The organism is Massilia sp. GCM10023247 (assembly GCF_042653325.1).
Classification (GTDB): domain Bacteria; phylum Pseudomonadota; class Gammaproteobacteria; order Burkholderiales; family Burkholderiaceae_D; genus Telluria.
Genome location: NZ_JBHSIB010000024.1, coordinates 286,025 through 307,963 on the forward strand (window position 1 = coordinate 286,025; position 21,939 = coordinate 307,963).

Annotated in this window: 24 protein-coding genes; 16 read left to right on the top strand and 8 right to left on the bottom strand. The window is 64.6% G+C overall.

Features of this window, described 5'->3' with window-relative positions:
- The first annotated feature begins 95 nt into the window (after nucleotides 1-95).
- The 4 genes from ACFPAH_RS20545 to ACFPAH_RS20560 all read left to right on the top strand — a co-directional run bounded on the left by ACFPAH_RS20545 (nucleotide 96) and on the right by ACFPAH_RS20560 (nucleotide 2,517).
- Nucleotides 96-1,169 (top strand): YgfZ/GcvT domain-containing protein, encoded by a 1,074-nt coding sequence (locus ACFPAH_RS20545; RefSeq protein ID WP_379749048.1) that lies wholly within the window; start codon nucleotides 96-98, stop codon nucleotides 1,167-1,169.
- Between the two features lies 1 nt (nucleotide 1,170).
- Nucleotides 1,171-1,452: a DUF4936 family protein gene (locus tag ACFPAH_RS20550; protein WP_379749050.1), complete on the top strand. Its 282-nt coding sequence runs from the start codon at nucleotides 1,171-1,173 to the stop codon at nucleotides 1,450-1,452.
- A complete protein-coding gene (locus tag ACFPAH_RS20555) occupies nucleotides 1,443-2,186 on the top strand; it encodes an NRDE family protein (RefSeq protein ID WP_379749052.1) in 744 nt (247 codons plus the stop codon). Before ACFPAH_RS20550 ends, ACFPAH_RS20555 begins: the two co-directional genes overlap by 10 nt.
- A gap of 184 nt (nucleotides 2,187-2,370) precedes the next feature.
- Nucleotides 2,371-2,517 (top strand): hypothetical protein, encoded by a 147-nt coding sequence (locus ACFPAH_RS20560; protein WP_379749054.1) that lies wholly within the window; start codon nucleotides 2,371-2,373, stop codon nucleotides 2,515-2,517.
- A 21-nt stretch (nucleotides 2,518-2,538) separates the two neighbouring features.
- On the opposite strand, the gene ACFPAH_RS20565 is transcribed toward ACFPAH_RS20560, so the two are convergent.
- The 3 genes from ACFPAH_RS20565 to ACFPAH_RS20575 are packed head-to-tail and all read right to left on the bottom strand — an operon-like array spanning nucleotide 2,539 to nucleotide 4,560.
- Nucleotides 2,539-3,435, bottom strand: coding sequence for an SDR family oxidoreductase (locus tag ACFPAH_RS20565; RefSeq protein ID WP_379749057.1), 897 nt, complete (start codon nucleotides 3,433-3,435; stop codon nucleotides 2,539-2,541).
- 9 nt (nucleotides 3,436-3,444) lie between these two features.
- The gene (locus ACFPAH_RS20570) at nucleotides 3,445-4,227 is read right to left on the bottom strand and encodes an SDR family oxidoreductase (RefSeq protein ID WP_379749059.1); all 783 of its coding nucleotides are present in this window, start codon (nucleotides 4,225-4,227) and stop codon (nucleotides 3,445-3,447) included.
- A gap of 30 nt (nucleotides 4,228-4,257) precedes the next feature.
- Nucleotides 4,258-4,560, bottom strand: a complete 303-nt coding sequence (locus ACFPAH_RS20575) for a Dabb family protein (protein WP_379749061.1) — start codon at nucleotides 4,558-4,560, stop codon at nucleotides 4,258-4,260.
- Nucleotides 4,561-4,922: 362 nt separating this feature from the next.
- On the opposite strand from ACFPAH_RS20575, the gene ACFPAH_RS20580 reads away from it, so the two are divergent.
- Complete coding sequence (locus tag ACFPAH_RS20580) at nucleotides 4,923-6,623, top strand: MFS transporter (RefSeq protein ID WP_379749063.1); 1,701 nt, start codon at nucleotides 4,923-4,925, stop codon at nucleotides 6,621-6,623.
- 78 nt (nucleotides 6,624-6,701) lie between these two features.
- Here ACFPAH_RS20580 and ACFPAH_RS20585 read toward each other — a convergent pair whose 3' ends face one another.
- Together ACFPAH_RS20585 and ACFPAH_RS20590 are read right to left on the bottom strand one after the other, a co-directional pair.
- Nucleotides 6,702-7,322, bottom strand: coding sequence for a helix-turn-helix transcriptional regulator (locus ACFPAH_RS20585; protein ID WP_379749065.1), 621 nt, complete (start codon nucleotides 7,320-7,322; stop codon nucleotides 6,702-6,704).
- Nucleotides 7,319-8,572 (bottom strand): MFS transporter, encoded by a 1,254-nt coding sequence (locus ACFPAH_RS20590; RefSeq protein ID WP_379749068.1) that lies wholly within the window; start codon nucleotides 8,570-8,572, stop codon nucleotides 7,319-7,321. The genes ACFPAH_RS20585 and ACFPAH_RS20590 overlap by 4 nt, the downstream gene beginning before the upstream one ends.
- A gap of 337 nt (nucleotides 8,573-8,909) precedes the next feature.
- Between ACFPAH_RS20590 and ACFPAH_RS20595 the strand changes: the two genes are divergently transcribed.
- A complete protein-coding gene (locus tag ACFPAH_RS20595) occupies nucleotides 8,910-9,224 on the top strand; it encodes a hypothetical protein (protein ID WP_379749070.1) in 315 nt (104 codons plus the stop codon).
- A gap of 36 nt (nucleotides 9,225-9,260) precedes the next feature.
- On the opposite strand, the gene ACFPAH_RS20600 is transcribed toward ACFPAH_RS20595, so the two are convergent.
- Entirely contained in the window at nucleotides 9,261-9,821 is a 561-nt protein-coding gene (locus ACFPAH_RS20600; RefSeq protein WP_379749072.1) for a hypothetical protein, read from the bottom strand.
- A gap of 337 nt (nucleotides 9,822-10,158) precedes the next feature.
- Between ACFPAH_RS20600 and ACFPAH_RS20605 the strand changes: the two genes are divergently transcribed.
- From ACFPAH_RS20605 to ACFPAH_RS20615, 3 genes are all read left to right on the top strand, one after another.
- Complete coding sequence (locus ACFPAH_RS20605) at nucleotides 10,159-10,443, top strand: barstar family protein (protein WP_379749074.1); 285 nt, start codon at nucleotides 10,159-10,161, stop codon at nucleotides 10,441-10,443.
- Nucleotides 10,444-11,425: 982 nt separating this feature from the next.
- Nucleotides 11,426-11,731, top strand: coding sequence for a YciI family protein (locus ACFPAH_RS20610; protein ID WP_379749077.1), 306 nt, complete (start codon nucleotides 11,426-11,428; stop codon nucleotides 11,729-11,731).
- Nucleotides 11,732-11,746: 15 nt separating this feature from the next.
- Nucleotides 11,747-12,115 carry a hypothetical protein gene (locus ACFPAH_RS20615; protein ID WP_379749079.1) on the top strand — a complete coding sequence of 123 codons (369 nt, stop codon included), beginning with the start codon at nucleotides 11,747-11,749 and terminating at the stop codon, nucleotides 12,113-12,115.
- Here ACFPAH_RS20615 and ACFPAH_RS20620 read toward each other — a convergent pair.
- On the bottom strand, nucleotides 12,105-14,192 hold the full coding sequence (locus tag ACFPAH_RS20620; protein ID WP_379749081.1) for a 3-hydroxyacyl-CoA dehydrogenase NAD-binding domain-containing protein: 2,088 nt from the start codon (nucleotides 14,190-14,192) through the stop codon (nucleotides 12,105-12,107). The genes ACFPAH_RS20615 and ACFPAH_RS20620 overlap by 11 nt on opposite strands.
- Before the next feature lie 202 nt (nucleotides 14,193-14,394).
- Here ACFPAH_RS20620 and ACFPAH_RS20625 point away from each other — a divergent pair, with 202 nt between their 5' ends.
- Nucleotides 14,395-15,144 carry a hypothetical protein gene (locus tag ACFPAH_RS20625; RefSeq protein ID WP_379749083.1) on the top strand — a complete coding sequence of 250 codons (750 nt, stop codon included), beginning with the start codon at nucleotides 14,395-14,397 and terminating at the stop codon, nucleotides 15,142-15,144.
- Nucleotides 15,145-15,161: 17 nt separating this feature from the next.
- On the opposite strand, the gene ACFPAH_RS20630 is transcribed toward ACFPAH_RS20625, so the two are convergent.
- Nucleotides 15,162-16,814, bottom strand: coding sequence for a 3-(methylthio)propionyl-CoA ligase (locus tag ACFPAH_RS20630; protein ID WP_379749085.1), 1,653 nt, complete (start codon nucleotides 16,812-16,814; stop codon nucleotides 15,162-15,164).
- A 233-nt stretch (nucleotides 16,815-17,047) separates the two neighbouring features.
- On the opposite strand from ACFPAH_RS20630, the gene ACFPAH_RS20635 reads away from it, so the two are divergent.
- The 6 genes from ACFPAH_RS20635 (at nucleotide 17,048) to ACFPAH_RS20660 (ending at nucleotide 21,776) form a co-directional block, all read left to right on the top strand.
- Nucleotides 17,048-18,538, top strand: coding sequence for a protein adenylyltransferase SelO (locus tag ACFPAH_RS20635; RefSeq protein WP_379749103.1), 1,491 nt, complete (start codon nucleotides 17,048-17,050; stop codon nucleotides 18,536-18,538).
- 40 nt (nucleotides 18,539-18,578) lie between these two features.
- The gene (gene msrB / locus ACFPAH_RS20640; RefSeq protein ID WP_379749087.1) at nucleotides 18,579-18,974 is read left to right on the top strand and encodes a peptide-methionine (R)-S-oxide reductase MsrB; all 396 of its coding nucleotides are present in this window, start codon (nucleotides 18,579-18,581) and stop codon (nucleotides 18,972-18,974) included.
- A 29-nt stretch (nucleotides 18,975-19,003) separates the two neighbouring features.
- Nucleotides 19,004-19,636 carry a septation protein A gene (locus ACFPAH_RS20645; RefSeq protein WP_379749089.1) on the top strand — a complete coding sequence of 211 codons (633 nt, stop codon included), beginning with the start codon at nucleotides 19,004-19,006 and terminating at the stop codon, nucleotides 19,634-19,636.
- Nucleotides 19,633-19,929: a BolA family protein gene (locus ACFPAH_RS20650; protein WP_379749091.1), complete on the top strand. Its 297-nt coding sequence runs from the start codon at nucleotides 19,633-19,635 to the stop codon at nucleotides 19,927-19,929. Before ACFPAH_RS20645 ends, ACFPAH_RS20650 begins: the two co-directional genes overlap by 4 nt.
- Before the next feature lie 193 nt (nucleotides 19,930-20,122).
- Entirely contained in the window at nucleotides 20,123-20,914 is a 792-nt protein-coding gene (locus tag ACFPAH_RS20655; RefSeq protein ID WP_379749093.1) for a peptidylprolyl isomerase, read from the top strand.
- Nucleotides 20,915-20,996: 82 nt separating this feature from the next.
- Nucleotides 20,997-21,776: a foldase protein PrsA gene (locus tag ACFPAH_RS20660; RefSeq protein WP_379749095.1), complete on the top strand. Its 780-nt coding sequence runs from the start codon at nucleotides 20,997-20,999 to the stop codon at nucleotides 21,774-21,776.
- Nucleotides 21,777-21,939: the final 163 nt, after the last annotated feature.

A 21,939-nucleotide genomic window follows, 5' to 3' on the forward strand; every position in this document is an offset into this window, starting at 1 on the left:
TTTTTCTGGGTTTACGCCGTCTGTCGGCGCGAAATGCTCGACAACTCTATAATGAGGCCGTAATGATAGCCTAATCGGGAAACATTTCTGGATTTATGAGCAACTGGACAGAACACCTGGCGTCGCATGGCGCCCGCTTCCATATCGACGAAGCCAGCGGTCTTGACAACGTCGTCGAAGACTTCGGCCGCAGCCTCAGCGCTGCCGAGCTCGCCGCAGGTTTCGTTGCCCCCATCACCGACCTCGGATTGATCGCCGTCGCCGGCGAGGAGGCCGCGTCCTTCCTGCACAAGCAGCTGACCAACGACGTCGAACACCTCGGACCAAGTGAAGCCCGGCTGGCCGGATTCTGCACGCCGAAGGGCCGCCTGCAGGCGACGTTCCTGATGTGGCGCGGCGCGGAAGGGACCATCTGGCTGCAACTGCCTCGTGGCATCCAGGCGCCGCTGCAAAAGCGCCTGACGATGTTCGTGCTGCGCGCCAAAGCCAAGCTGCGCGACGCCACCGAGGAAGAGCAGGTCGGCGCCGTGCTCGGGATCGGCGGGGCAGCGGGCGAAGCCGCACTGCGCGCGCTGGTCGCCACGCTGCCGGCCGCGACCTGGGGCAAGACCGAGTCGCCTGCCGGCACCGTGATCCGCCTGCCCGATGCGTTCGGCGCACCGCGCTACCTGTGGCTGACCTCGGTGCAGACCGCGCAGGAGGCCTTCGCCACCCTGCGCGGCCAGCTGCATGCGGGCGGCAACGCGGCCTGGCGCCTGTCCGCCATCCATGCCGGCATGCCGCAGGTCACCGCCGCGACCCAGGAGCAGTTCGTGCCGCAAATGATCAACCTGGAACTGCTGGGCGGCGTGAATTTCAAGAAAGGCTGCTATCCCGGCCAGGAAATCGTCGCGCGCAGCCAGTATCTCGGCAAGCTCAAGCGGCGTACTGCCCTCGCCTCCTGCGACAACGCAGGCGCCCGCGCCGGCGAGGAAGTGTTTGCCACGGCCGATCCGGACCAGCCCTGCGGCATGGTCGTGAACGCCGCGCCGAACGGGCTCGGCGGCGCCGACCTGCTGGTCGAGATCAAGCTGGCGGCCTTGCAGGAAGACGTGCGCCTCGGCTCGAGCGCCGGCCCGCAGCTGCGCTTCCTGCCCATGCCCTACGCGCTCGATGCCCTCGACGTCTAGCATGATCGACCTTTACGTGTACTACAAGGTGCGCAGCGAAGACGCCGCGCGCCTCGAACCGCTCGTTCGCAGCCTGCAGGCTTGGATCGCGCCGGCCGGCTGCCAGCTCAAGCGCCGGCCCGGCAGCAACGAGGGCTTGCAGACCTGGATGGAAGTCTATCCGCAGGTCAGCGAGGCCTTTGCCGCCGCGCTCGAAACGGCGGCGTCCGCTGCCGGCCTCGGCGAACTGACCGCCGGCCCGCGCCGCGCCGAAGTGTTTGTGGAGGTGACATCATGTGCCTGATCGTCTTTGCCTGGCGCGTCTTTCCGGGCGTGCCGGTGATCGCCGCCGCCAACCGCGACGAATTCTACGACCGCCCGAGCGCGCCCGCCGCGCCCTGGCCCGAGCAGCCCAACGTCATCGCCGGACGCGATCTGGAACACGGCGGCAGCTGGATGGGCATCACCCGCGAAGGCCCGAGCGGCCCGAAATTTGCGGCCTTGACGAATATCCGGGCGCCGGGCGAAGGCCGGACGAACGCCCCCTCGCGCGGTGAGCTGGTGGCCGATTTCCTGAAGGGCTCGCTGTCGGCCGGGGACTACCTCGACCAGGTCGCGGCGCGCGGCGACGTCTACAACGGCTTCAACCTCGTGCTCGGCGACCAGGACGCGCTGTACTGGTATTCGAACCGGGCCGGCAACGACGAGCGCAACGGCAAGCCCCTGGCGCCCGGACGCATCTACGGCATCTCGAACGGCCTGCTCGACGAAGCCTGGCCGAAGGTCACCCGCACCAAGGCCCAGTTCGCCAGCCTGCTGTGCCAGGGCGCGCCGGAAGACGCGTATTTCGAGATGTTGGCCGATACCACCCGCGCGCCGGACATGCGCCTGCCGGAAACCGGCGTGCCGATCGACCTCGAGCGGGTGCTGTCGGCGGTGTGCATCGAGACGCCGGGATACGGCACGCGCACCTCGACGGTGGTGAAGCTGTACGAGAATGCGCCGGCAGAATTGCACGAGCGCATATTGCGACCCTGATCGCGGTTTCGTAGGGTGGACTCCGTCCACGCCCAGCGGCCGCGCGATCGATCCAGTGAGGCTGCCCGTTGCGGGTGCTCGCCCTAGCACCGCGTGGACGGAGTTCACCCTACGATTTGACGCAGATCAAACGTCCCCGCTTTTAGCGCGTTACCTTCTATGCTTTATGCATACGGAGGCAGCCATGCGCCCCGCTTCACTCCTGCTCTCGCTCGGCGTCGCCGCGCTGCTGCTGGCCTGCCAGACCCCGGCGCGCAAGGGCACGATCGACGATTTCCCGAGCAATAATCCAACCACGACCAGCACCGACCTGGCCGACCACGGCCGCTAGCCGGGGGCCGGGCTGCACCGTCTACAGCCGGGCGCGCAGCATTTCGCGCACCTGGGGCGTGGCGGCATACGGGTCGGGCGGGTTCTTCGCCTGCATGATCGCCGCCATCCGCTCCTGGACGCCGCCGAGCGCCTGCGGATGCGAGAAGATATAGAACTGGCCCGCGCGGATCGCGTCGAAGGTAGTGCGTGCCACGTCGCCGGCCGACACCTTGCCCGATTCGACCGCCTTCGCTGTCAGCGCCTGGGCCGCCAGCTGGCTGGCCGTCGGCGCAACGTCGGGCTTGAGCTCTTCCGGCCGGTTGCGGTGCGAATGGTGGATCCCGGTCGGCACGAAATACGGGCACAGCACGGAGGCGCCGATCGGCGCTCCGACCAGCTGCAGGTCGTGGTAGAGCGTTTCCGAGAGCGACACCACGGCATGCTTGGACACGTTGTAGACGCCCATCGCCGGTGCGTTGAGCAGCCCGGCCATCGAGGCCGTGTTCACGATATGCCCCTCGAAGTCCGGGTGGCGCTTGGCGCACTCGAGCATGGTGCGGGTGAACACGCGCACCCCATGGATCACGCCCCACAGGTTCACGCCCAGCACCCATTCCCAGTCGGCCTCGCTGTTTTCCCAGATCAGCCCGCCCGAGCCGACCCCGGCGTTATTGAACACCAGGTGGATGCCGTGGAAGCGCGCAATGGCCGCGTCCGCCAGTTCCTGCACGTGCGCGCCGCGGCTGACGTCGCAGACCATCGCCAGCACCTCGGCGCCGCGCGCCAGCAGCGCGTCGGTGGCGCGCTCGAGGGCGTCGGCTTCGATGTCGGCGATCACCAGCTTCATGCCGAGTTCGGCTGCGACCTCGGCGAACTCACGGCCCAGGCCGCTTCCGGCGCCGGTGATGACGGCGACCTTGTCCTTGAAATCCTTCATGCCTTCTCCTCAGACGGCAGTCACGCCGCCGTCGACGGCCAGGATCTGGCCGGTGATGTGCTTGCCGGCGTCGGAGGCGAACAGCACCACCGCGCCCTTGAGGTCTTCGTCGTCGCCGAGGCGTCCGAGCGGCGCATCCTTGGCCAGCGCGTCGGCGCCGAAGGTGGACAGCACCCCCTTGGTCATTTTAGACGGGAAGAAGCCCGGCGCGATGGAGTTGACGGTGATGCCGTGGCGGCCCCATTCGCCGGCCAGCGCGCGGGTGAAATTCACCACCGCGCCCTTCGAGGTGTTGTAGGCGAGCGTGCTCATGGTGCCGGGCGGATTGCCGGCCAGGCCGGCGATCGAGGAGATGTTGACGATCCGGCCGTAGCGGCGCGGAATCATCGACAGCTTGCCGACCGCCTGCGACACCAGGAAGATGCTGCGCACGTTCAGGTTCATCACCTTGTCCCAGGCCTCGAGCGGATGATCCTCGGCCGGCGCGCCCCAGCTGGCGCCGGCGTTGTTGACCAGGATGTCGATCTGGCCGAGGCGGCGCAGCGCTTCCTCGACGAAAGGCAGCACGTTCGCCTCCTGCGCCAGGTCGACCGCGATGCTGGACGCGTCGATGCCGCGCTCGGCCAGGTGCGCCACGGCGGCGTCGAGTTCGTCCTGCTTGCGCGAGGAAATCACGAGGCGCGCGCCCTGCTCGCCGAGCGCCTCGGCCATCTGCAGCCCGAGGCCGCGCGATCCGCCGGTCACCAGCGCGGTTTTACCTTGCAACGAAAAGAGTTCCTGGGTGGTGCGCATGCCGTCTCCGTATATTTTATGTAAATGGGCTCAGACTTCGTAATCCATGCACTGGCGCGCCTCGCGCACCGCGCCGATGAAGGGCACCACGGCCTGGTGCGTCGGGTGGCCGGCATAGGCGGCCAGCGCCGCGCGGTCCTCGAACTCCGAGTACAGCACGACGTCGTAGGTCGCTTCCAGGCCCGGCTGGGCCAGGCTCACCTCGAAGGCGAGGATGCCGGGCACGATCTGCGCGCAGGCGTCGAGCCGGCGCTTCATCTCGGCGGCATTGGCGAGGCGGTCGGCGCCCTCGGCGTGGTCCTTCAGCTTCCACATCACGATGTGTTTGATCATATGTTTTTCGAATCTCAACAATAAATACGAATGGATTTGCCTATCGCAGGCGGGACGCATGGCGCGCCGCCCGTGCCCGGATGCCGGACCAGGCGAGCATAGCACTCCAGTACGGTCGTTCGCAAAACCTGCTCCGAAAAACCGGCCTGTTCGGGATCTTTGGGCCGGAGCCGCTGTCGAACGGCGAAGGCGATCGCCACGGCGCCGGACTACCTCAAGCGCACAAGCGGGCACGTCAATTCGACGTAAGTTTGGGGTAAGTTTGGAGCAAGCATGACGTAAGTTTAACGGTCCACACTCCGTCCCAGCTGACCGAGTATCGGCTATCCGATGACTTACATTACTATACGGAGACAAATAACATGGCTATCACACCCGGCATGACCGCAGGGGGCAAGGCAGCGCCTGCCTCTGGGGCGATGACCAAGGAAGAACGCAAGGTGATCTTTGCGTCCTCGCTTGGCACGGTGTTCGAATGGTACGACTTCTACCTCTACGGCGCGCTTGCTTCCATCATCGGCAAGCAGTTCTTCCTTGGTGACCCCACCACCTCCTTCATCTTCGCCCTGCTGACCTTCGCAGCCGGCTTCATCGTGCGTCCGTTCGGCGCGCTCGTGTTCGGCCGCCTGGGCGACATGATCGGCCGCAAATACACCTTCCTGGTCACCATCCTGATCATGGGCGCCTCGACCTTCCTGGTCGGCCTGCTGCCGGGCTATGCCACGATCGGCATCGCGGCGCCGATCCTGCTGGTGTCGCTGCGCGTGCTGCAGGGCCTGGCCCTGGGCGGCGAGTACGGCGGCGCGGCGACCTATGTCGCCGAGCATGCGCCGGAAGGCAAGCGCGGCTTCTTCACCGCCTGGATCCAGTGCACCGCCACGGCCGGCCTGTTCCTGTCGCTGCTGGTCATCCTCGGCACCCGTACCGCGGTCGGCGAGGCCGAGTTCACCGCCTGGGGCTGGCGCATTCCCTTCCTGGTGTCGGTGATCCTGCTGGGCGTCTCCGTCTGGATCCGCCTCGCCATGGCCGAATCGCCCGCCTTCGTGCGGATGAAGTCCGAAGGCAAGACCTCGAAGGCCCCGCTGTCGGAAGCCTTCCTGAACTGGAAGAACGCCAAGATCGCCTTGCTGGCGCTGTTCGGCCTGACGATGGGCCAGGCCGTGGTCTGGTACACCGGCCAGTTCTACGCCCTGTTCTTCCTGACCCAGACGCTCAAGATCGACGGCCCGACCGCCAACATCCTGATCGCCATCGCACTGGTGCTGGGCACCCCGTTCTTCCTGTTCTTCGGCTGGCTGTCGGACCGCGTCGGCCGCAAGTGGATCATCCTCGGCGGCTGCGTCATTGCCGCGGCCACCTACTTCCCGATCTTCAAGGCCATCACCAACTACGGCAACCCCGCTCTGGCGCAAGCCATCGCCAGCTCGCCGGTGATCGTGCATGCCGACCCGGCCACCTGCCACTTCCAGGTCGACCCGACCGGCACGGCCAAGTTCCCGTCGTCATGCGACATCGCCACCCGCATGCTGACCAACGCCTCGGTCAACTACACCACGGTTGCCGCGCCTGCCGGTTCGGTTGCGCAAATCACCGTCGGCGACAAGGTGATCCAGTCGTTCAACGCGACCATGACCCCGGACAACCTGGACTTCATCGCCGCCGACAAGGCACGCCAGACCGCCCTCAACAAGGAAGTCGTCGCCACGCTCAAGACCGCCGGCTATCCTGAAAAAGCCGACCCGGCCCAGATCAACAAGCCGATGCTGGTCTTGCTGCTGTTCATCCTGATGCTCTACGTGACCATGGTCTACGGCCCGATCGCGGCGATGCTGGTCGAGATGTTCCCGACCCGTATCCGCTACAGCTCGATGTCCCTGCCCTACCACATCGGTAACGGCTGGTTCGGCGGCCTGCTGCCGACCATCTCGTTCGCCCTGGTCGCGGCCAACGGCAACATCTACTACGGCCTGTGGTATCCGATCATCATCGCCCTGATCACGGTCGTCATCGGTGCGCTCTTCGTTCGCGAAACGAAGAACAACGATATCTACGCTGCCGACTAAGCAGGTCCTTCCGGCCCCGCAGCCGGAAGCAAAAAGCCGCTGGAAACAGCGGCTTTTTTTCATCCCGGCTCAGGCGGTTCACCTTTCGCTGACCAGGTAGACGCAGCGCCGCGCCCCCTCGAGGCGGTGCTCGATGCGCACCACGTTCGTCCCCGGCCCGAGCACGCGGCGGAAGACGTCCAGCTCCGAGCGGCAGAACTGCTGGCAGGCCTGGGCCGCCGTGCAGATCGGGCAATGGTTCTCGACCAGCAGCACGCTGCCGTCGACCCGCGGCTCGGTCTCGGCCATGTAGCCTTCGAGCGAGCGCGCTTCGGCCAGGGCGGCGACCCGCTGGTCGAGGGTGGCGCCGCGGGGCATGCGCTCGCGGCAGGCACGCTCGCTGGCGGCCTCGCGCGCGACGATGAGCTTTTCCAGTCCGGCCTCGCCGAACAGGCTGCGCACGCCCGTGATCAGGTCCAGGCTCAGCTCGGCGTGCCGGTCCGGAAAGCGTGCATGGCCCTGTTCGGTGAGCAGCCAGCGCCGCACCGGACGCCCGACCTTGCCCGGCGTGTCGACGTGGCTGACGAGGCCGTCGGCGACGGCCGCCTCCAGCTGGCGCCGCACGCCCATTGCCGTGAACCCGATCAGGTCGGCCAAGGCCTGCGCCGTCTGTGCGCCACGGGTCTTGAGCAGCATGAGTATCTGGTCGTAGGACTTCATTTCACCCCTCGGGTATCGGCCATCGCGGCGCCGACGGCGCGCGCGCTCCAGTTGCGCATTGCCAGTGCGGACCAGGCCGCCAGCAGGCCGCCGACGATCAGCACCAGGCGCGTATCGGCCAGCGCCAGCACCCCGCCCACCAGCGCCATCACGATGTTGGCCAGGCAAAAGGTCGTCGACAGCAGGCCCATGACCGCGCCCTGCCCGTGCGCCGCAAACTGGTCGGCCGACCAGCCCTGCAGGGTGGCGTTGTAGTACGCATGCGGCAGGCCGAACAGGACGATGGCGGCCAGCCCGATCCACAGGTTGCCCAGGCCCACCGCCAGGATGGCCGTCGCGGCGATCGCCGCATGGCCGCTGGCACGGCGCCGGGCTTCGCGCGGGCTGGCACGGCCCGCGAACAGGGCGGCAAAAGTCATCAGGGCGCACATGCCCATGTTCACGAAGGCGATCTGGCGGGTGTCGTAACGGCCGATGTCGACCAGCCACATCGGGAAGAATTCATAAAAGGCCGCCACGCCGCAGGCATACGCGAAGTGCACCGTGAACAGCGTGCGCAGCGGCGTATGGCGCAGCAGCGTGAGCGAATGGCGCTCCCGTGCCACCGTCCACCAGCTGGCGGCCGGGACACCCTCCCCCTGCCCCTCCCCCTCGAGTTGCTCGCGCGGCTCGTGTTCGAGGGCCAGCGCCGCCAGGCCGGCGCCCAGCAGCAGCGCGCCGGCGGCAATATAGAAGGGAACGGTGATGCCGAGCCCGATCGTCAATCCCGCCAGTAGCGGTCCGACCAGCCAGCCCAGGTGGAAGGCGCCGTTCAGCCAGGACAGTGCATGGTTGCGCAGGCCGCCCTGCAGGCGTTCTGCCAGCATCGCGCGCATGATCGAGCCATTTCCCTCGAGTAGGCCGGTGGCGAAGCGCGCGACCAGGAACAGCGGATACGATTCGGCCACCAGGGCCGCCGCCGTGAGCGCATGCCCGACCGCCGCGCCGATGGCCGTGATCAGGAGCACGCGCCGGCGCCCGAGGCGGTCCGAAACCGGCCCCAGCACCGCGCTGCCGATCAGCAGGCCCAGCGGATTGATCATCAGCGCGATGCCGAACAGCAGCTTCGGTGGCAGGCCGAGGAAGCCGGTCAGGGCATTCTCGGCCCCGGCCGCGAACAGCGGCGGCAGGATGGGATAAGGCAGCGAGGCACCCGTGGTCGAGAGCAAACCCAGCAGGCAGGCACTGGCGATCAGGAGCGCAGTCTTCACGGGAGGTCCAGTCCGTTGCAATACAGGCATCGTAACGCGGGCTCAGGGATAAGTAAACGAATCCGTTTATTTATTGTCGAGACGTTCGGGAAATTGAGCCTGAGCCCGCTGACAAGCCTCGTTCAAGCGCACTCGGGACCATTCGGCCTCTCGTGACAGTCTGTGACTTTTCGGCCTTGCCAAGCTGTTATGATCCTTTGGATGGTCGAGTTTGGCCAGAAGCGGACCCATACGCAAGACATGCCGGCTCGTTCTTTCTTGTCGAGGCCCAGGCTTACAATCGCTCCCCATCTCGAATCCATGCTTACCGTGGCACGCGCAGTGGCTATTACTCCCCATGCCGGGTCCAGCTGGCACCGCAGGCAACGGCGACGATACCAGCTTCGACCATCATGCAGACCCGACGTTCTGGAAGCGCGGCGGGGGCCGCGTAATGAACGGCGGCGGCTGTTGCCTCCACCCCGACTTCGTTGTCGGCGGGACCTACCTCGTGTTCTTGAATTCCCCGTGGACCTGGCGCAGTTTCGAGAAAATCGAGGTGGTAAACGGCGCCATCAACGAGGAGGATCAATGGCTGGCCTATGTAGCAGCAGGACTGGCAACGCGGAAGAAATCGGAAGCGCGCGGCGCAATGCCCGCACCGCCAGGCTGACGGGGAGTCGGTTTGGTGCCCGGTCCGCTTCGGGTCTCAATAAGGATGCGCATCGACATCGCGCGGATCGGTCAGCTTGATCAGTCCCTTCGCAATGTACAGCACGATCAGAATCCCGACCAGATCGCCCGTGATCATTGCCAGCAGCGCGGTCCAGTCGACGAGCCCGGTGTGGACCCAAATGAGTGCGTGATGAAAGACGGGGCTCATGAGTCCGCACAGGACGCCGGTAAACAGGAGCCGCCCCGCCGTCAGATTCTTCAGGCGCGGCCCCAGGTCAAACCAGTGTTTCGCGAAGAGATAGACTAGGTAGGGCCCACCCGCTGCGGCGATGGCACCACTCATCGCACGCACATCGCTCTCGAAGGCGAAGTGGTAGAAGTTGAGGTAGATACTTGCCAGGAACAAGCCGACGAAGCCGGCGAATCCAAAAAGCAGGGTTGCCAGGAGGCGCACGCCGGCGGGAAGGAAGATCCAGTTAACGCCTTTGCTTTGCTCAAGCGGAAGAAACGCAAGTTCATTGACCCAATTTAGTCCGATAAACGCGACGATCGTGATACCAACGTATCCCAGATGCTTTAGGGCTCTTTTTTTCATACCCGACATTGTAGTGTAAGGGGACTTGCGGTGTTGCTGTAAGGGAGTTCAGTCTGATCTTACTCGACTTATCTTGCCTTGCCCGACCTACGGAAATTGCATACCTGTTACCCGCTACCAGCCAGTATCACCCACCTCGGTAGCCGCACGCTCGCTACGCCTCGCCACTGATCGCATATCGCTTTCCGCAATGTGCATCCCGACATTTTCACGGTCATCTGGCCTGAACGTTCGACGGATGTTTTCGTTATCGCTTAATCCGCTTCGGGTCGTTAGCGGACGCTACAATAGTGCTGCAATCGTCCTGCAACAGACGTTCATCATTGATGAGGGAGCAATGAGAAAGGCTTTCGTTACCGTAGACATGTCCGAGATTGAAAGTTTCGATCACTTGCATGAAGTGTTATCCGAAGCTCTGGACTTTCCCGGCTGGTATGGGCAGAACTGGGATGCTTTTTGGGACTCGATTACCGCGCTTGTCGAGATGCCCGAGCATCTTCAATTGATCGGTTGGGGACCGTTTGCGGAGCGCTTCCCTCGAGATGCAAGCATCATGAAAAAATGCTTGGACGACATGTCTAATGAGCTGCCTGCACTGGCAGCAATCGTCGATTACTCGTAAGTGCCCAGTCCGTTTTTTGGGTCGGGAGCGGACGCTGCAGTGGGACTGCTTTCGGCCAGAAGCGGCCATTGGAAATCTGTCACTGAAAGACCAGCTTAAGGTCGCCATGATTATCGAGGTTGTAGTCCCAATTTACATACTCGTTGCGGGTATTCCGAACAGAATCATCGATTCCAAACATCGGAAGAGAAAAGCGTACGAGCCAGGGCACGCGTGGAGCTACTACGCAAAACTGAGCAAAGAGGGCAGCCGGGAAGGAAAGTTCGTGATGTGGTCAAGTTATGTTGGAATTGGCCTCGTCCTCGCAATATGCATCGAAACATTCTATGTCCTCTCTCGCTGAGTAGTGACCGTTCAGGAAGGTCCGCTTCGGGTCGGTAGCAGACGTCCAGTTCGCCTTGACCAGACATGCCAATTTCCCAGTCAGCAACAAATTCGGTAGACTTATCACACATGTAAGGTCTGCGACCGCGCCAAGTGCGACGTACTATAAGTGCAGAGTATTAACACATCCCCTTCCAGGAGCGATATGCTGACGGACGTCCTAGAGTGGCTCTACCCCTACCGTAGTTTCTTCGGTTTTCTCCTCGTATTTTGCGGCATAGTAAACAACTATTTATGGGCTAAGCATGTTAGCGAAGGAAAGTGTCGTGCCGAAGATTTTGGCTATTTCCTAAGGTTATGGCGAGAAAGAACACGAGACGGAGTAATCGTGATGTGGTTAAGTATCCTGGCGGTTGTATCCGGTGCCGCTCTTCTTGCCATTCTGACCGCCAACTGAACATTACAGACTCCTGCACCTATGCACTCTAATACTTATTGTGGGTCAACAACTGCCGTACACTGAGTGTCTGTTCGGCCGACGAATCTCGCCAGCTCTTCTCCCTCCATAGCCGGCGTCTCATTTCAGGCTTCGTACATAAACCTCACGATTGGGCATCCAGCCATGGCCAAATATCTTGTCTCCTTCCCTGCAAGTGCAATGGACGTTCCTGCCGAGGAGATGGCTGCGGTCGGCGAGGCGGCGCGGGCAGTGATCCGCGAGGCAAAGGCTGCCGGCGTCTACGTCTTTGGCGGCGGTATCAATGCCGAGGTGGCGCCGGTCATGGTGTCGGCGGACGGTAGCTGCACGACCGGGACCTACCGCCAGACCAGCGAGTTCGATGGGGGCTTTTGCGTGCTCGAGCTGCCGTCCAGGGCAGCCGCCGTCGAGTGGGCGGCCAGGATCGCCTCGGCTTGCCGCTGTGCCCAGGAGCTGCGCGAGTTCCACTACGACCCCGAGAGCTGACGCACAGCGGCCGTCATGAAAAAACGTTGGGCCAAGGCCGGTCTCGTCGCCCTCATGGCGGCAATCGTGCTGGCGCTCGCTTCGGTCCATGTCGAGCGCATCGGGCCGCGCCTGGTCCAGTATGGCAACCTGTGTGGACCGGGCGCGGCCGATCCCTGCTACCGGCCCGAGTTGAAGGGCGGCTTCCCGGTCGCATTCCTGTTCGATGCGCCGGGGGTGTCCCGCGAGCGGCAACTGGCCTTCGGCGAAGACAGGCTGGTCGTCGGGGCGCTCGTCCTCGACATTGCCGTGTACTTCGCCCTTGCCCTGCTCGCCGCTCTCGTCCTTTCGCGCCGCCGCCCGGCCAAGGCCGACGGAACGCCAGGCGTGAAACCTAGCCGTTAAAACCCCGGCCCTCGCTTGCCAGGCGCTCGAGCAGCGGCGCCGGCTTCCACCCCTCGCCGTGGCGTCCGGCCGCGAAGCCGCGGATAGCTTCCAGCACCTTGGGCAGGCCCACCGTGTCGGCGTACAACATCGGTCCGCCGCGGTGCAGCGGGAAGCCGTAGCCGGTGAGGTAGACCATGTCGATGTCGGAGGCGCGCAGGGCAATCCCCTCTTCCAGGATGCGCGCGCCCTCGTTCACCAGGGCAAACACCAGGCGCTGGACGATTTCCTCGTCGCCGATCGCGCGCCGCTCGACGCCCTCGGCCGCCGACTGGGCGAAGATCAGGTCGTTCACGGCCTGCGACGGGTGGGCGCTGCGGTCGCCGGGCTGGTAGTCGTACCAGCCGGCGCCCGTCTTCTGGCCGAAACGCCCCTGCTCGCACAGCAGGTCCGGCACTTTCGAGTAGACCAGGTCGGGTGACTCGATCGCGCGGCGCTTGCGCACGTACCAGCCGATGTCGTTGCCGGCCAGGTCGCTCATGCGGAAGGGGCCCATCGCAAAGCCGAAGCCCTCGATGGCCTTGTCCACCTGTTCCGGCAGCGCGCCTTCTTCCAGCAGGAAGAAGGCCTGGCGCAGGTATTGCTCGAGCATGCGGTTGCCGATGAAGCCGTCGCACACGCCCGACACCACGCCCGTCTTCTTGATCTTCTTCGACAGCTCCAGCGCCGTGGCCAGCACGTCCTTGCCGGTTTCCTTGCCGCGCACGATCTCGAGCAGCTTCATCACATTGGCCGGGCTGAAGAAATGCAGGCCGATCACGTCCTGCGGGCGCTTGGTGAAGCCGGCGATGCGGTTCAGGTCGAGCGTCGAGGTGTTCGAGGCCAGGATGGCGCCCGGCTTCATGACGGCATCGAGCTGGCGGAACACGGTCTCCTTCACCTGCAGGTCCTCGAACACGGCCTCGATCACGATGTCGGCCTGGGCGATGTCCTGGTAGCTCAGCGTGCCCTTGATCAGGTCGATGCGCTGCTGGGCCTTGTCAAGCGCCAGCTTGCCCTTTTTCACCGTGTTCTCGTAGTTCTTGCGGATCGTCGCCAGGCCCTTGTCGAGCGCTTCCTGCTTCGTTTCCAGGATCGTGACGGGAATGCCGGCGTTCGCGAAATTCATCGCGATGCCGCCGCCCATGGTCCCGGCGCCGATCACGGCCGCCTGCGCGATGCTGCGCGTCGGCGTGTCGCCTGGCACGTCGGGCACCTTGCCCGCCGCGCGCTCGGCGAAGAAGGCATGGCGCAGGGCTTTCGATTCAGGGGTCTGGGCCAGGGCCAGGAAGCGTTCGCGCTCGAATTTCAGCCCCTCCTCGATCGGCATGCCGACGGCCGCGCCGACGCACTCGACGCAGGCCAGCGGCGCCGGGAAGGCACCGGCCGCGGCCTTGACCTTCTCGCGCGTCGCGGCCAGGAAGGCTTCATGGTCCGGATACTCGACCTTCAGCTCGCGCACCTTCGGCAACGGGCGAACGTCCGCGACACTGCGGGCGAACTCGACGCTGGACGCGACCAGGTCGGCCCCGGCCTCGAACACGCGGTCGAACAGCCTGGTGCCGGCCAGCTTTTCCGACAGTACCGGCGTGCCGGTGACGATCATGTTCATCCCCTGTTCCAGCCCGACCACGCGCGGCAGGCGCTGGGTGCCGCCGGCGCCCGGCACCAGGCCGATCTTGACTTCCGGCAGGCCGATCTGGGCGCCCGGCAGCGCGACCCGGTAATGGCAGCCCAGCGAAAGCTCGAGCCCGCCGCCCATGCAGACGCCGTGGATGGCGGCCACCACCGGTTTCGACAGGTTCTCGGCGGTGGCGATCAGGGTGTGCAGCGTCGGTTCGGTCAGCGCTTTCGGCGAATTGAACTCGCGGATGTCGGCCCCGCCCGAAAACACCTTGCCGCCACCGGTGATCACGACGGCCGTGACGGCATCGTCGGCCTCCGCCCGGCGCAAGCCCTCGACCGCGGCCGTGCGCGTGGCCAGGCCCAGGCCGTTGACCGGTGGATTGTTCAGGGTGATGACGGCAACGCTCCCCTGCACGACGTAGTCTGCACTCATGTCTCTTCCTTGTGATTGTTGGACCAGATCCGTCAACTATAACCGATAAAAGTACGGTCGTCTTATTCCTGAGCTGGCCATTTTTCGGCGGACCGGCGCGGCGCTTGTTCGCCGCTTTCCAGCTCTCCGCGTCCCTGTGTCAGAATGGCGCGCCGCCATGCCCGGCAGCGGCACCGATCGACCTGAATCTGGAGTAAGCGAAATGGATAAATTGATTGCGCAATGGATGCGCCTGTACCTGGTGCCCGGCTTCGCGACGCCCGAGCGCCTGGCGCGCCACCTGCAGGGGCAGGAAACGCTGGCCATCGCGCCCGTCGGCGGCCAGACCCGCTGCCTTGTGCTCCCCTTTCCCGGGGACGGCAGCGGCGGCGACGCCCACTGGAGCGCGCTGTGCGAGCTGGCCAGCATCCTGCAGGCGGAATATGGCTTTCCGGCTCCCGCCGTGAGCATTTCCGGCGCCGACGGCTACCGCCTGTGGCTGTCGTTCGCGGACCCGGTTCCCGTCGCCCAGGCGCAGCTGCTGCTGGAGCGCCTGCGCGCCGCGCACGGCTGCGTTCCCGTGGCGGACGCGAGCCTGCCGGTCCCGCTGCCGCCTTGCCTGGATAACGCCAGCGGCAAGTGGGCGGCTTTCATCAACCCCGGCATGGGCGCCTCCTTCGCCGAGGAGCCGGGCCTCGAGATGGCGCCGCCGTTGGCGGCCCAGACCGCCTTCCTCGAAGGGTTGGAGAGCATCGGCCCGGCCCAGTTCGGCCAGGTGCTCGCCGCGCTTGCACCTGCACCTGCACCTGGGCCTGCCGCCACGCCGGCCCAGCCCCAGGCCCACGCTCCGGCAGACGCCACGCCTCGCGAGGGCCTGCTGCTGCGCGACGCCACGCTCGAAGACATCGTGCGCCATCTGCATGCGCTGAACATCGAGCCCACCTTCCGCCACCTGCTGCCGGGGCGCAGCTAGGAGCGGCGCGCGGCCGCTCAGGCGGTCGGCAGCCTGTGCTCCCGATACTGCTCGCGCAGCCGGTTCTTCTGGATCTTGCCGGTCGCCCCGGTCGGCAGGGCTTCCGTGAACACGACGTCGTCCGGCAGCCACCATTTCGCGATCTTGCCCTCGAAGAAGCCCAGCAATTCCTCGCGCGTCACTTCCTGGCCCGGCCGCTTGACCACGACCAGCAGCGGGCGCTCGTCCCATTTCGGGTGGGCCACGCCGATGCAGGCCGCCTGCAGCACCGCCGGGTGGGCCATGGCGATGTTTTCCAGGTCGATGCTGCCGATCCACTCGCCGCCGGACTTGATCACATCCTTGCTGCGGTCGGTGATCTGCATGTAGCCGTCCGGGTCGATAGTGGCCACGTCGCCGGTCGGGAACCAGCCGTCCTTGAGGACATCGCCACCTTCGTCGCGGAAATAGCCGGACACGATCCACGGCCCCTTGACGTACAGGTGGCCATAGGTCTCGCCATCCCAGGGCAATTCTTTGCCCTCGTCGTCGACGATCTTCATGTCGACCCCGAAGATGGCATGGCCCTGCTTGTGCAGGATCTTGCGCTGCGCCTCCTTCGGCAAGGCCAGGTGCTTGGCCTGCAGGCCGCCGGTGGTGCCGAGCGGCGACATTTCGGTCATGCCCCAGCCGTGGATGACCTGCACGTCGAGCTTGTCGATCAGGGTGCCCATCATCGCCGGCGGACAGGCCGAGCCGCCGATCACGGTGCGGCGGAAGGTCGAGAACTGCAAGTTGTTCTGCAGCGCGTGGTTGATCAGGCCCAGCCAGACGGTCGGCACCCCGGCCGAAAAGGTCACGCCCTCGGCCTCGAACAGCTCGTAGAGCGACTTGCCGTCGAGCGCCGCGCCGGGGAACACCATCTTGGCGCCGGACAGCGGTACCGAATACGGCAGGCCCCAGGCGTTCACATGGAACATCGGCACCACCGGCACCACCACGTCGCGCGCCGACACGTTGAGCGAGCCCGGCATCGCCGAGGCGTAGGCGTGCAGCAATGTCGAGCGGTGCGAGTACAGCGCGCCCTTGGGGTTGCCGGTAGTGCCCGAGGTGTAGCACAGCGCGGCGGCCGAATGTTCGTCGAACTGCGGCCAGGCGTAGTCGCCGCTGCTGGCGGCAACCAGGTCTTCGTAGCACAGCAGGCTGGCGATCTTCGTCTCTTGCGGCATGTGGGCGCGGTCGCTCATCAGCACGAAGGATTTGACGGTCTTGCAGTGCGGCGCCACCGCCTCGATCAGCGGCAGGAAAGTCAGGTCGAAGAACAGGTACTGGTCTTCGGCATGGTTGACGATGTAGGCGATCTGCTCCGGGTGCAGGCGCGGGTTGATCGTGTGCAGCACGGCGCCCGAGCCGGACACCGCGTAGTACAGCTCCATGTGGCGGTAACCGTTCCAGGCCAGGGTGGCGACGCGCTGGCCCATCGCGACACCGAGGCCCTGCAGCGCCTGCGCCATCTTGCGGGCCCGGAGTTCGAGCTCCTTGTAGGTGGTGCGGTGCATGTCGCCCTCGACCCGGCGCGACACGATCTCGTTGCTGCCGTAATGGCGGGCGGCGAATTCGATAATGCTGGAGATAAGCAGCTGCTGGTCCATCATCTGGCCCATCACCGGGCTTTTTTGATACGGCGTCATCGGGGTCTCCTGTGGCAGGTTCGTCAACTCCGGCCGAGTGTCGGCCGCCCTGGCGGAGCCCGTCAACAGGTTTCGATGTTGCACTGCAATAGCTCCCCCTGCACCAGCGTCGGCCCGCCCATGCGTCCTGGTTACCGCTTGTAAGCGCGCTTGCCAATCAGGCGTGCGCGAATAGAATCGGCCCCGTACGGTAGAATCCCGTTGTCGCATCATCACGCCCTTCGGCCTTTTGCATTGGAGCTGCCATTACACCTGACGAACTCACCTTCGGTAACGGCTTTGCCGAGCTGCCGCCCGCGTTCTACACGCGGCTGATGCCCACGCCCCTGCCTGCGCCGTATTTCGTGGCCGCCAGCAGCCGCGCCGCCGCGCTGGTCGGGATCGATCCTGCCGCGCTGGCGCAGGACGATTTCGTCGCCACCTTCACCGGCAACCAGGTGCCCGACGGCGCCCAGCCCCTGGCGGCCGTGTATTCCGGCCACCAGTTCGGGGTCTGGGCCGGCCAGCTCGGCGACGGCCGCGCCATCCTGCTGGGCGACCTCGACGGTCCGGAAGGCCGCATGGAGCTGCAGCTCAAGGGCGCCGGCAAGACCCCGTATTCGCGCATGGGCGACGGCCGCGCCGTCCTGCGCTCCTCGATCCGCGAATTCCTCTGTTCCGAGGCGATGGCCGCGCTCGGCATCCCGACCACGCGCGCACTGGTGGTCACCGGTTCGAACCAGCGGATCATGCGCGAGAGCGTCGAAACGGCGGCGGTGGTCACCCGCATGGCGCCCTCCTTCGTGCGCTTCGGTTCCTTCGAGCACTGGCATTACCGCAACCGCGAGGACGAACTGCGCAGGCTGGCCGACTATGTGATCGATACCTTCTATCCGGACCTGCGCGCGGCCGCGAATCCCTACCAGGCGCTGCTGGCCGAGGTCACGCGCCGTACCGCGCGCATGATCGCGCACTGGCAGTCGGTCGGGTTCATGCATGGCGTCATGAACACCGACAACATGTCGATCCTCGGCCTGACCCTCGACTACGGGCCCTTCGGCTTCATGGAAGCCTTCGACGTCCACCACATCTGCAACCATACCGACCAGGGCGGCCGTTATTCGTATGCGAACCAGGTCGCCGTCGGCCACTGGAATTGCTATGCGCTGGGCAATGCCCTGCTGTCGCTGATCGATTCGACCGACGCGGCACAGGAGGCGCTCGACGTCTACATGCCCGAATTCGAACGCAAGCTCGACGAGCTGCTGCATGCGAAACTCGGCCTGGCCACGGTGCAAGAAGGCGACCGCGCGCTGTTCGACGGCCTGTTTTCGATCATGCAGGCCAGCCACGTCGACTTCACGCTGCTGTTCCGGCGCCTCGGCGACCTGAAGGCGGACCCCGCAGGCGCCGACCCGGCTGCGCTCGACGCCCCGCTGCGCGACCTGTTCATCGACCGCGCCGCGTTCGACGACTGGGCCCTGCGCTACCGCGCGCGCCTGGCAAGCGAAGCGCGCGGCGACGACCAACGCCGCAGCGCCATGAACGGGGTCAATCCGAAATACGTCCTGCGAAACTATCTGGCCCAGCAGGCGATCGAACAGGCACAGAACGGCGATTATTCCGGCGTGCGCGCGCTGCTCGCCGTGCTGGAGCGTCCCTTCGACGAGCAGCCTGGCCGCGAAGCCTATGCGGCACTGCCGCCGGACTGGGCGGCGCACCTCGAAGTCAGCTGTTCCTCGTAAGTTTTACCTTATTTTCCTTCGTTTTCCTGGAAAGACCGACATGACCGAGAAAGTAACCAAGACCGATGCCGAATGGCGTGCCCAGCTCGACCCGATGGAATACCAGGTCACGCGCCACGCCGCCACCGAACGCGCCTTCACCGGCAAGTTCTGGGATCATCACGAGCACGGCATCTATCATTGCGTCTGCTGCAATACCCCGCTGTTCGAATCGGATGCCAAGTTCGAGAGCGGCTGCGGCTGGCCCAGCTATTTCAAGGCGCTCGACCCCGAGAACGTGATCGAAAAGGTCGACCGTACCCATGGCATGGTGCGCACCGAAATCATCTGCGCCGTGTGCGACGCCCACCTGGGCCACGTCTTCCCGGACGGCCCGCCGCCGACCGGCTTGCGCTACTGTATCAACTCGGCCGCCCTGCGGTTCGAGGACATCTAAAGAACCACTGAACCACCTTCTGGAGCACCATGAAATTCCTGTTTGACTTCTTCCCGCTGATCCTGTTCTTCGCGGTCTACAAGCTCGGTAACAATGACCCCGCAGCAGCGAGCGCCCTGGCCGACCATTACCTCGGCGGCCTGGTTTCGGGCGGCAAGATCATTGCCGACCAGGCGCCGATCATGCTGGCCACCGTGGTCGCGATCCTGGCGACGGTGCTGCAGGTGGGCTACCTGATGGTGCGCCGGCGCAAGGTCGACACGATGCTGTGGGTCTCCTTCTTCGTCATCGTGCTCTTCGGCGGGGCCACCATCTATTTCCACGACGAGACCTTCATCAAGTGGAAGCCGACCATGCTGTATTGGATCTTCGCCGCCGCGCTGTTCGTCAGCCAGGTCTTCTTCGGCAAGAACCTGATGCGCAGCGTCATGAAAGAAGCGCTGCCGCTGCCGGAGGCGGTCTGGCCGCGGGTGGGCTACAGCTGGATGATCTTCCTGTTCCTGCTCGGCGCGCTGAACCTCCTGATGGCCTTTGTCGTCTTCCGCGACAACACCAGCGCCTGGGTGAATTTCAAGGTATTCGGCATGACCGCCATCTTCTTCGTCTTCAGCATGGGCCAGGCCCTGATGCTGGTGAAGCACGTGCCCCAGGAGGAAGCATGACTGCCGCCACGACCGCCAACGCCGACACCCGCCTCGAGCGGCTCCGGAACGCGCTGCAGGCGGCGCTGGCGCCCGACCGGCTCGAGGTCAGCGACGACTCCGCGCTGCACGTCGGGCACGCCGGCGCGGCCTCCGGCGGCGGGCATTACAGCGTGAAAATCGTGTCCAGCCGCTTCGAGGGACTAAGACTCGTCATGCGCCATCGACTGGTGTATGATGCCGTGCACGATATGATGCGGGCCGAGATTCATGCCCTGGCCATCACGGCGCTGGCGCCCTCGGAACTCGACTGAGAACCGGCTTGGCGAACTGGCCTGACGACCGGACTGAGGCCGGTTCGGGGCCATGGTGCCGGGCCTGCGGGATCAGCCTCCCTCAGCTTCTCTTAAGCACCGCCTTGCCAATCTGTCGCACAATGTGTTGAACTGCTCTGCAAAATAAAAATCTAATCTCGTCCAAGCAACTCCCTCCACAGGAAATCCAATAATGACTTTTAAGCCAGCACGGCTGCTGTTAGCCCTGATCGCCGCATTTGCCACTACCGCAGCGCCCGCATTCGCCCAGAACCTCGCCGTCGTCAACGGCAAGGCCATCCCGACCTCGCGCGTCGACGCGGTCGTGGCGCAGGTCGTGCAATCCGGCCAGGGCCAGGATTCCCCGCAACTGCGCCTGCAGATCAAGCAAAGCCTGATCGAACGCGAAGTGCTGATGCAGGAAGCGATCAAGCAAGGCTACGACAAGAAGCCGGAAGTGCGCCAGGCACTCGACAGCGCCCGCCAGGCGATCGTCGTCAACCAGCTGGCCCGCGACTACATCAAGAAGAACCCGGTCACCGACGCCGACATCAAGGCCGAGTACGACCGCTTCGTCAAGACCCAGGCCGGCGAGAAGGAATACCACCTGCGCCACATCCTGCTCGACAACGAAGCCGATGCGAAGGCGGTCATCGCCAAGCTCAAGGGCGGCGCCAAGTTCGAAGAACTGGCCAAGCAGAGCAAGGACACCGGCACCGCCAACACCGGCGGCGACCTCGACTGGGCCAGCCCGTCGGCCTTCCCGCCTGAATTCGCTGCCGGCTTCACCAAGCTGCAAAAAGGCGGCGTGACCGAGACCCCGGTCAAGACCAGCGCCGGCTTCCACGTCATCAAGGTCGACGACACCCGCGCGGTCAAAGTGCTGGCTCTGGACGAGATCAAGAGCGAGATCGCCGAAAGCCTGACCCAGTCCAAGCTTGCCGCTTACCAAGACGAAATGGTGAAAAAGGCAAAGGTGCAGTAAGATGTTGTGCTACCGGCGTCTTTACCGACGCCGGCTTTCGTCGCCAGCGGGCGATATTTCGCGTTTTTATAGGATCTGAACAATGATTTTGAAGCCAACCCGCCTGTTGCTCGCCATGGCCGCGATGGTCGCACTGCCGGCTCTCGCCCAGAATGTCGCGACCGTGAACGGTAAGGCAATCCCGGCGTCGCGCGTCGACCAGATGGTCAAGCAAGTCGTGGCCCAGGGCCGTGCGACCGACTCGCCGCAACTGCGTGACATGATCAAGAAAGAACTCATCGGCCGTGAAGTGCTGATCCAGGAAGCCGACAAGCAAGGCGTGGGCAACCGCGCCGACGTCAAGGCCCAGATCGACAACGCGCGCCAGAGCATCATCATCAACGCGATGCTGGCCGACTACGTCAAGAAGAACCCTGTCAAGGATGCCGAGATCAAGGCCGAGTACGACAAGGCCAAGGCCGGCGCACCGGACAAGGAATACCACGCTCGCCACATCCTCGTCGAGAAAGAAGACGAAGCGAAGGCCATCATCGCCAAGCTCAAGGGCGGCGCCAAGTTCGACGAGCTGGCCAAGCAGAGCAAGGATCCGGGTTCGGCAGCCAATGGCGGCGACCTCGGCTGGACCGATCCTACCCGCTTCGTGCCCGAGTTCTCGAAGGCGATGGTTGCCCTGCAAAAAGGCGGCGTCACCGACACCCCGGTCAAGACCCAGTTCGGCTACCACGTGATCAAGCTGGAAGACGTCCGTCCAGTCCAGATCCCGCCGCTCGACCAGGTCAAGCAGCAGGTCGCAGAACAGATCCAGCAGCGCAAGCTGGCGGAGTTCCGCGATTCGCTGATCAAGAAGGCCAAGGTCCAGTAATCCCGGATCGGCTCAGCGACAAGGCGCTTCTACGGAAGCGCCTTTTTTATTGCCGGCCTCGTTCGGCCGGCAGGTTCCGTAGGGTGGGCACTGTGTTCAGCACAGGGACATAGGTAACACCTGGCTAGGGACATAGGTAACACATGTGGTTTCATTCTAGCCG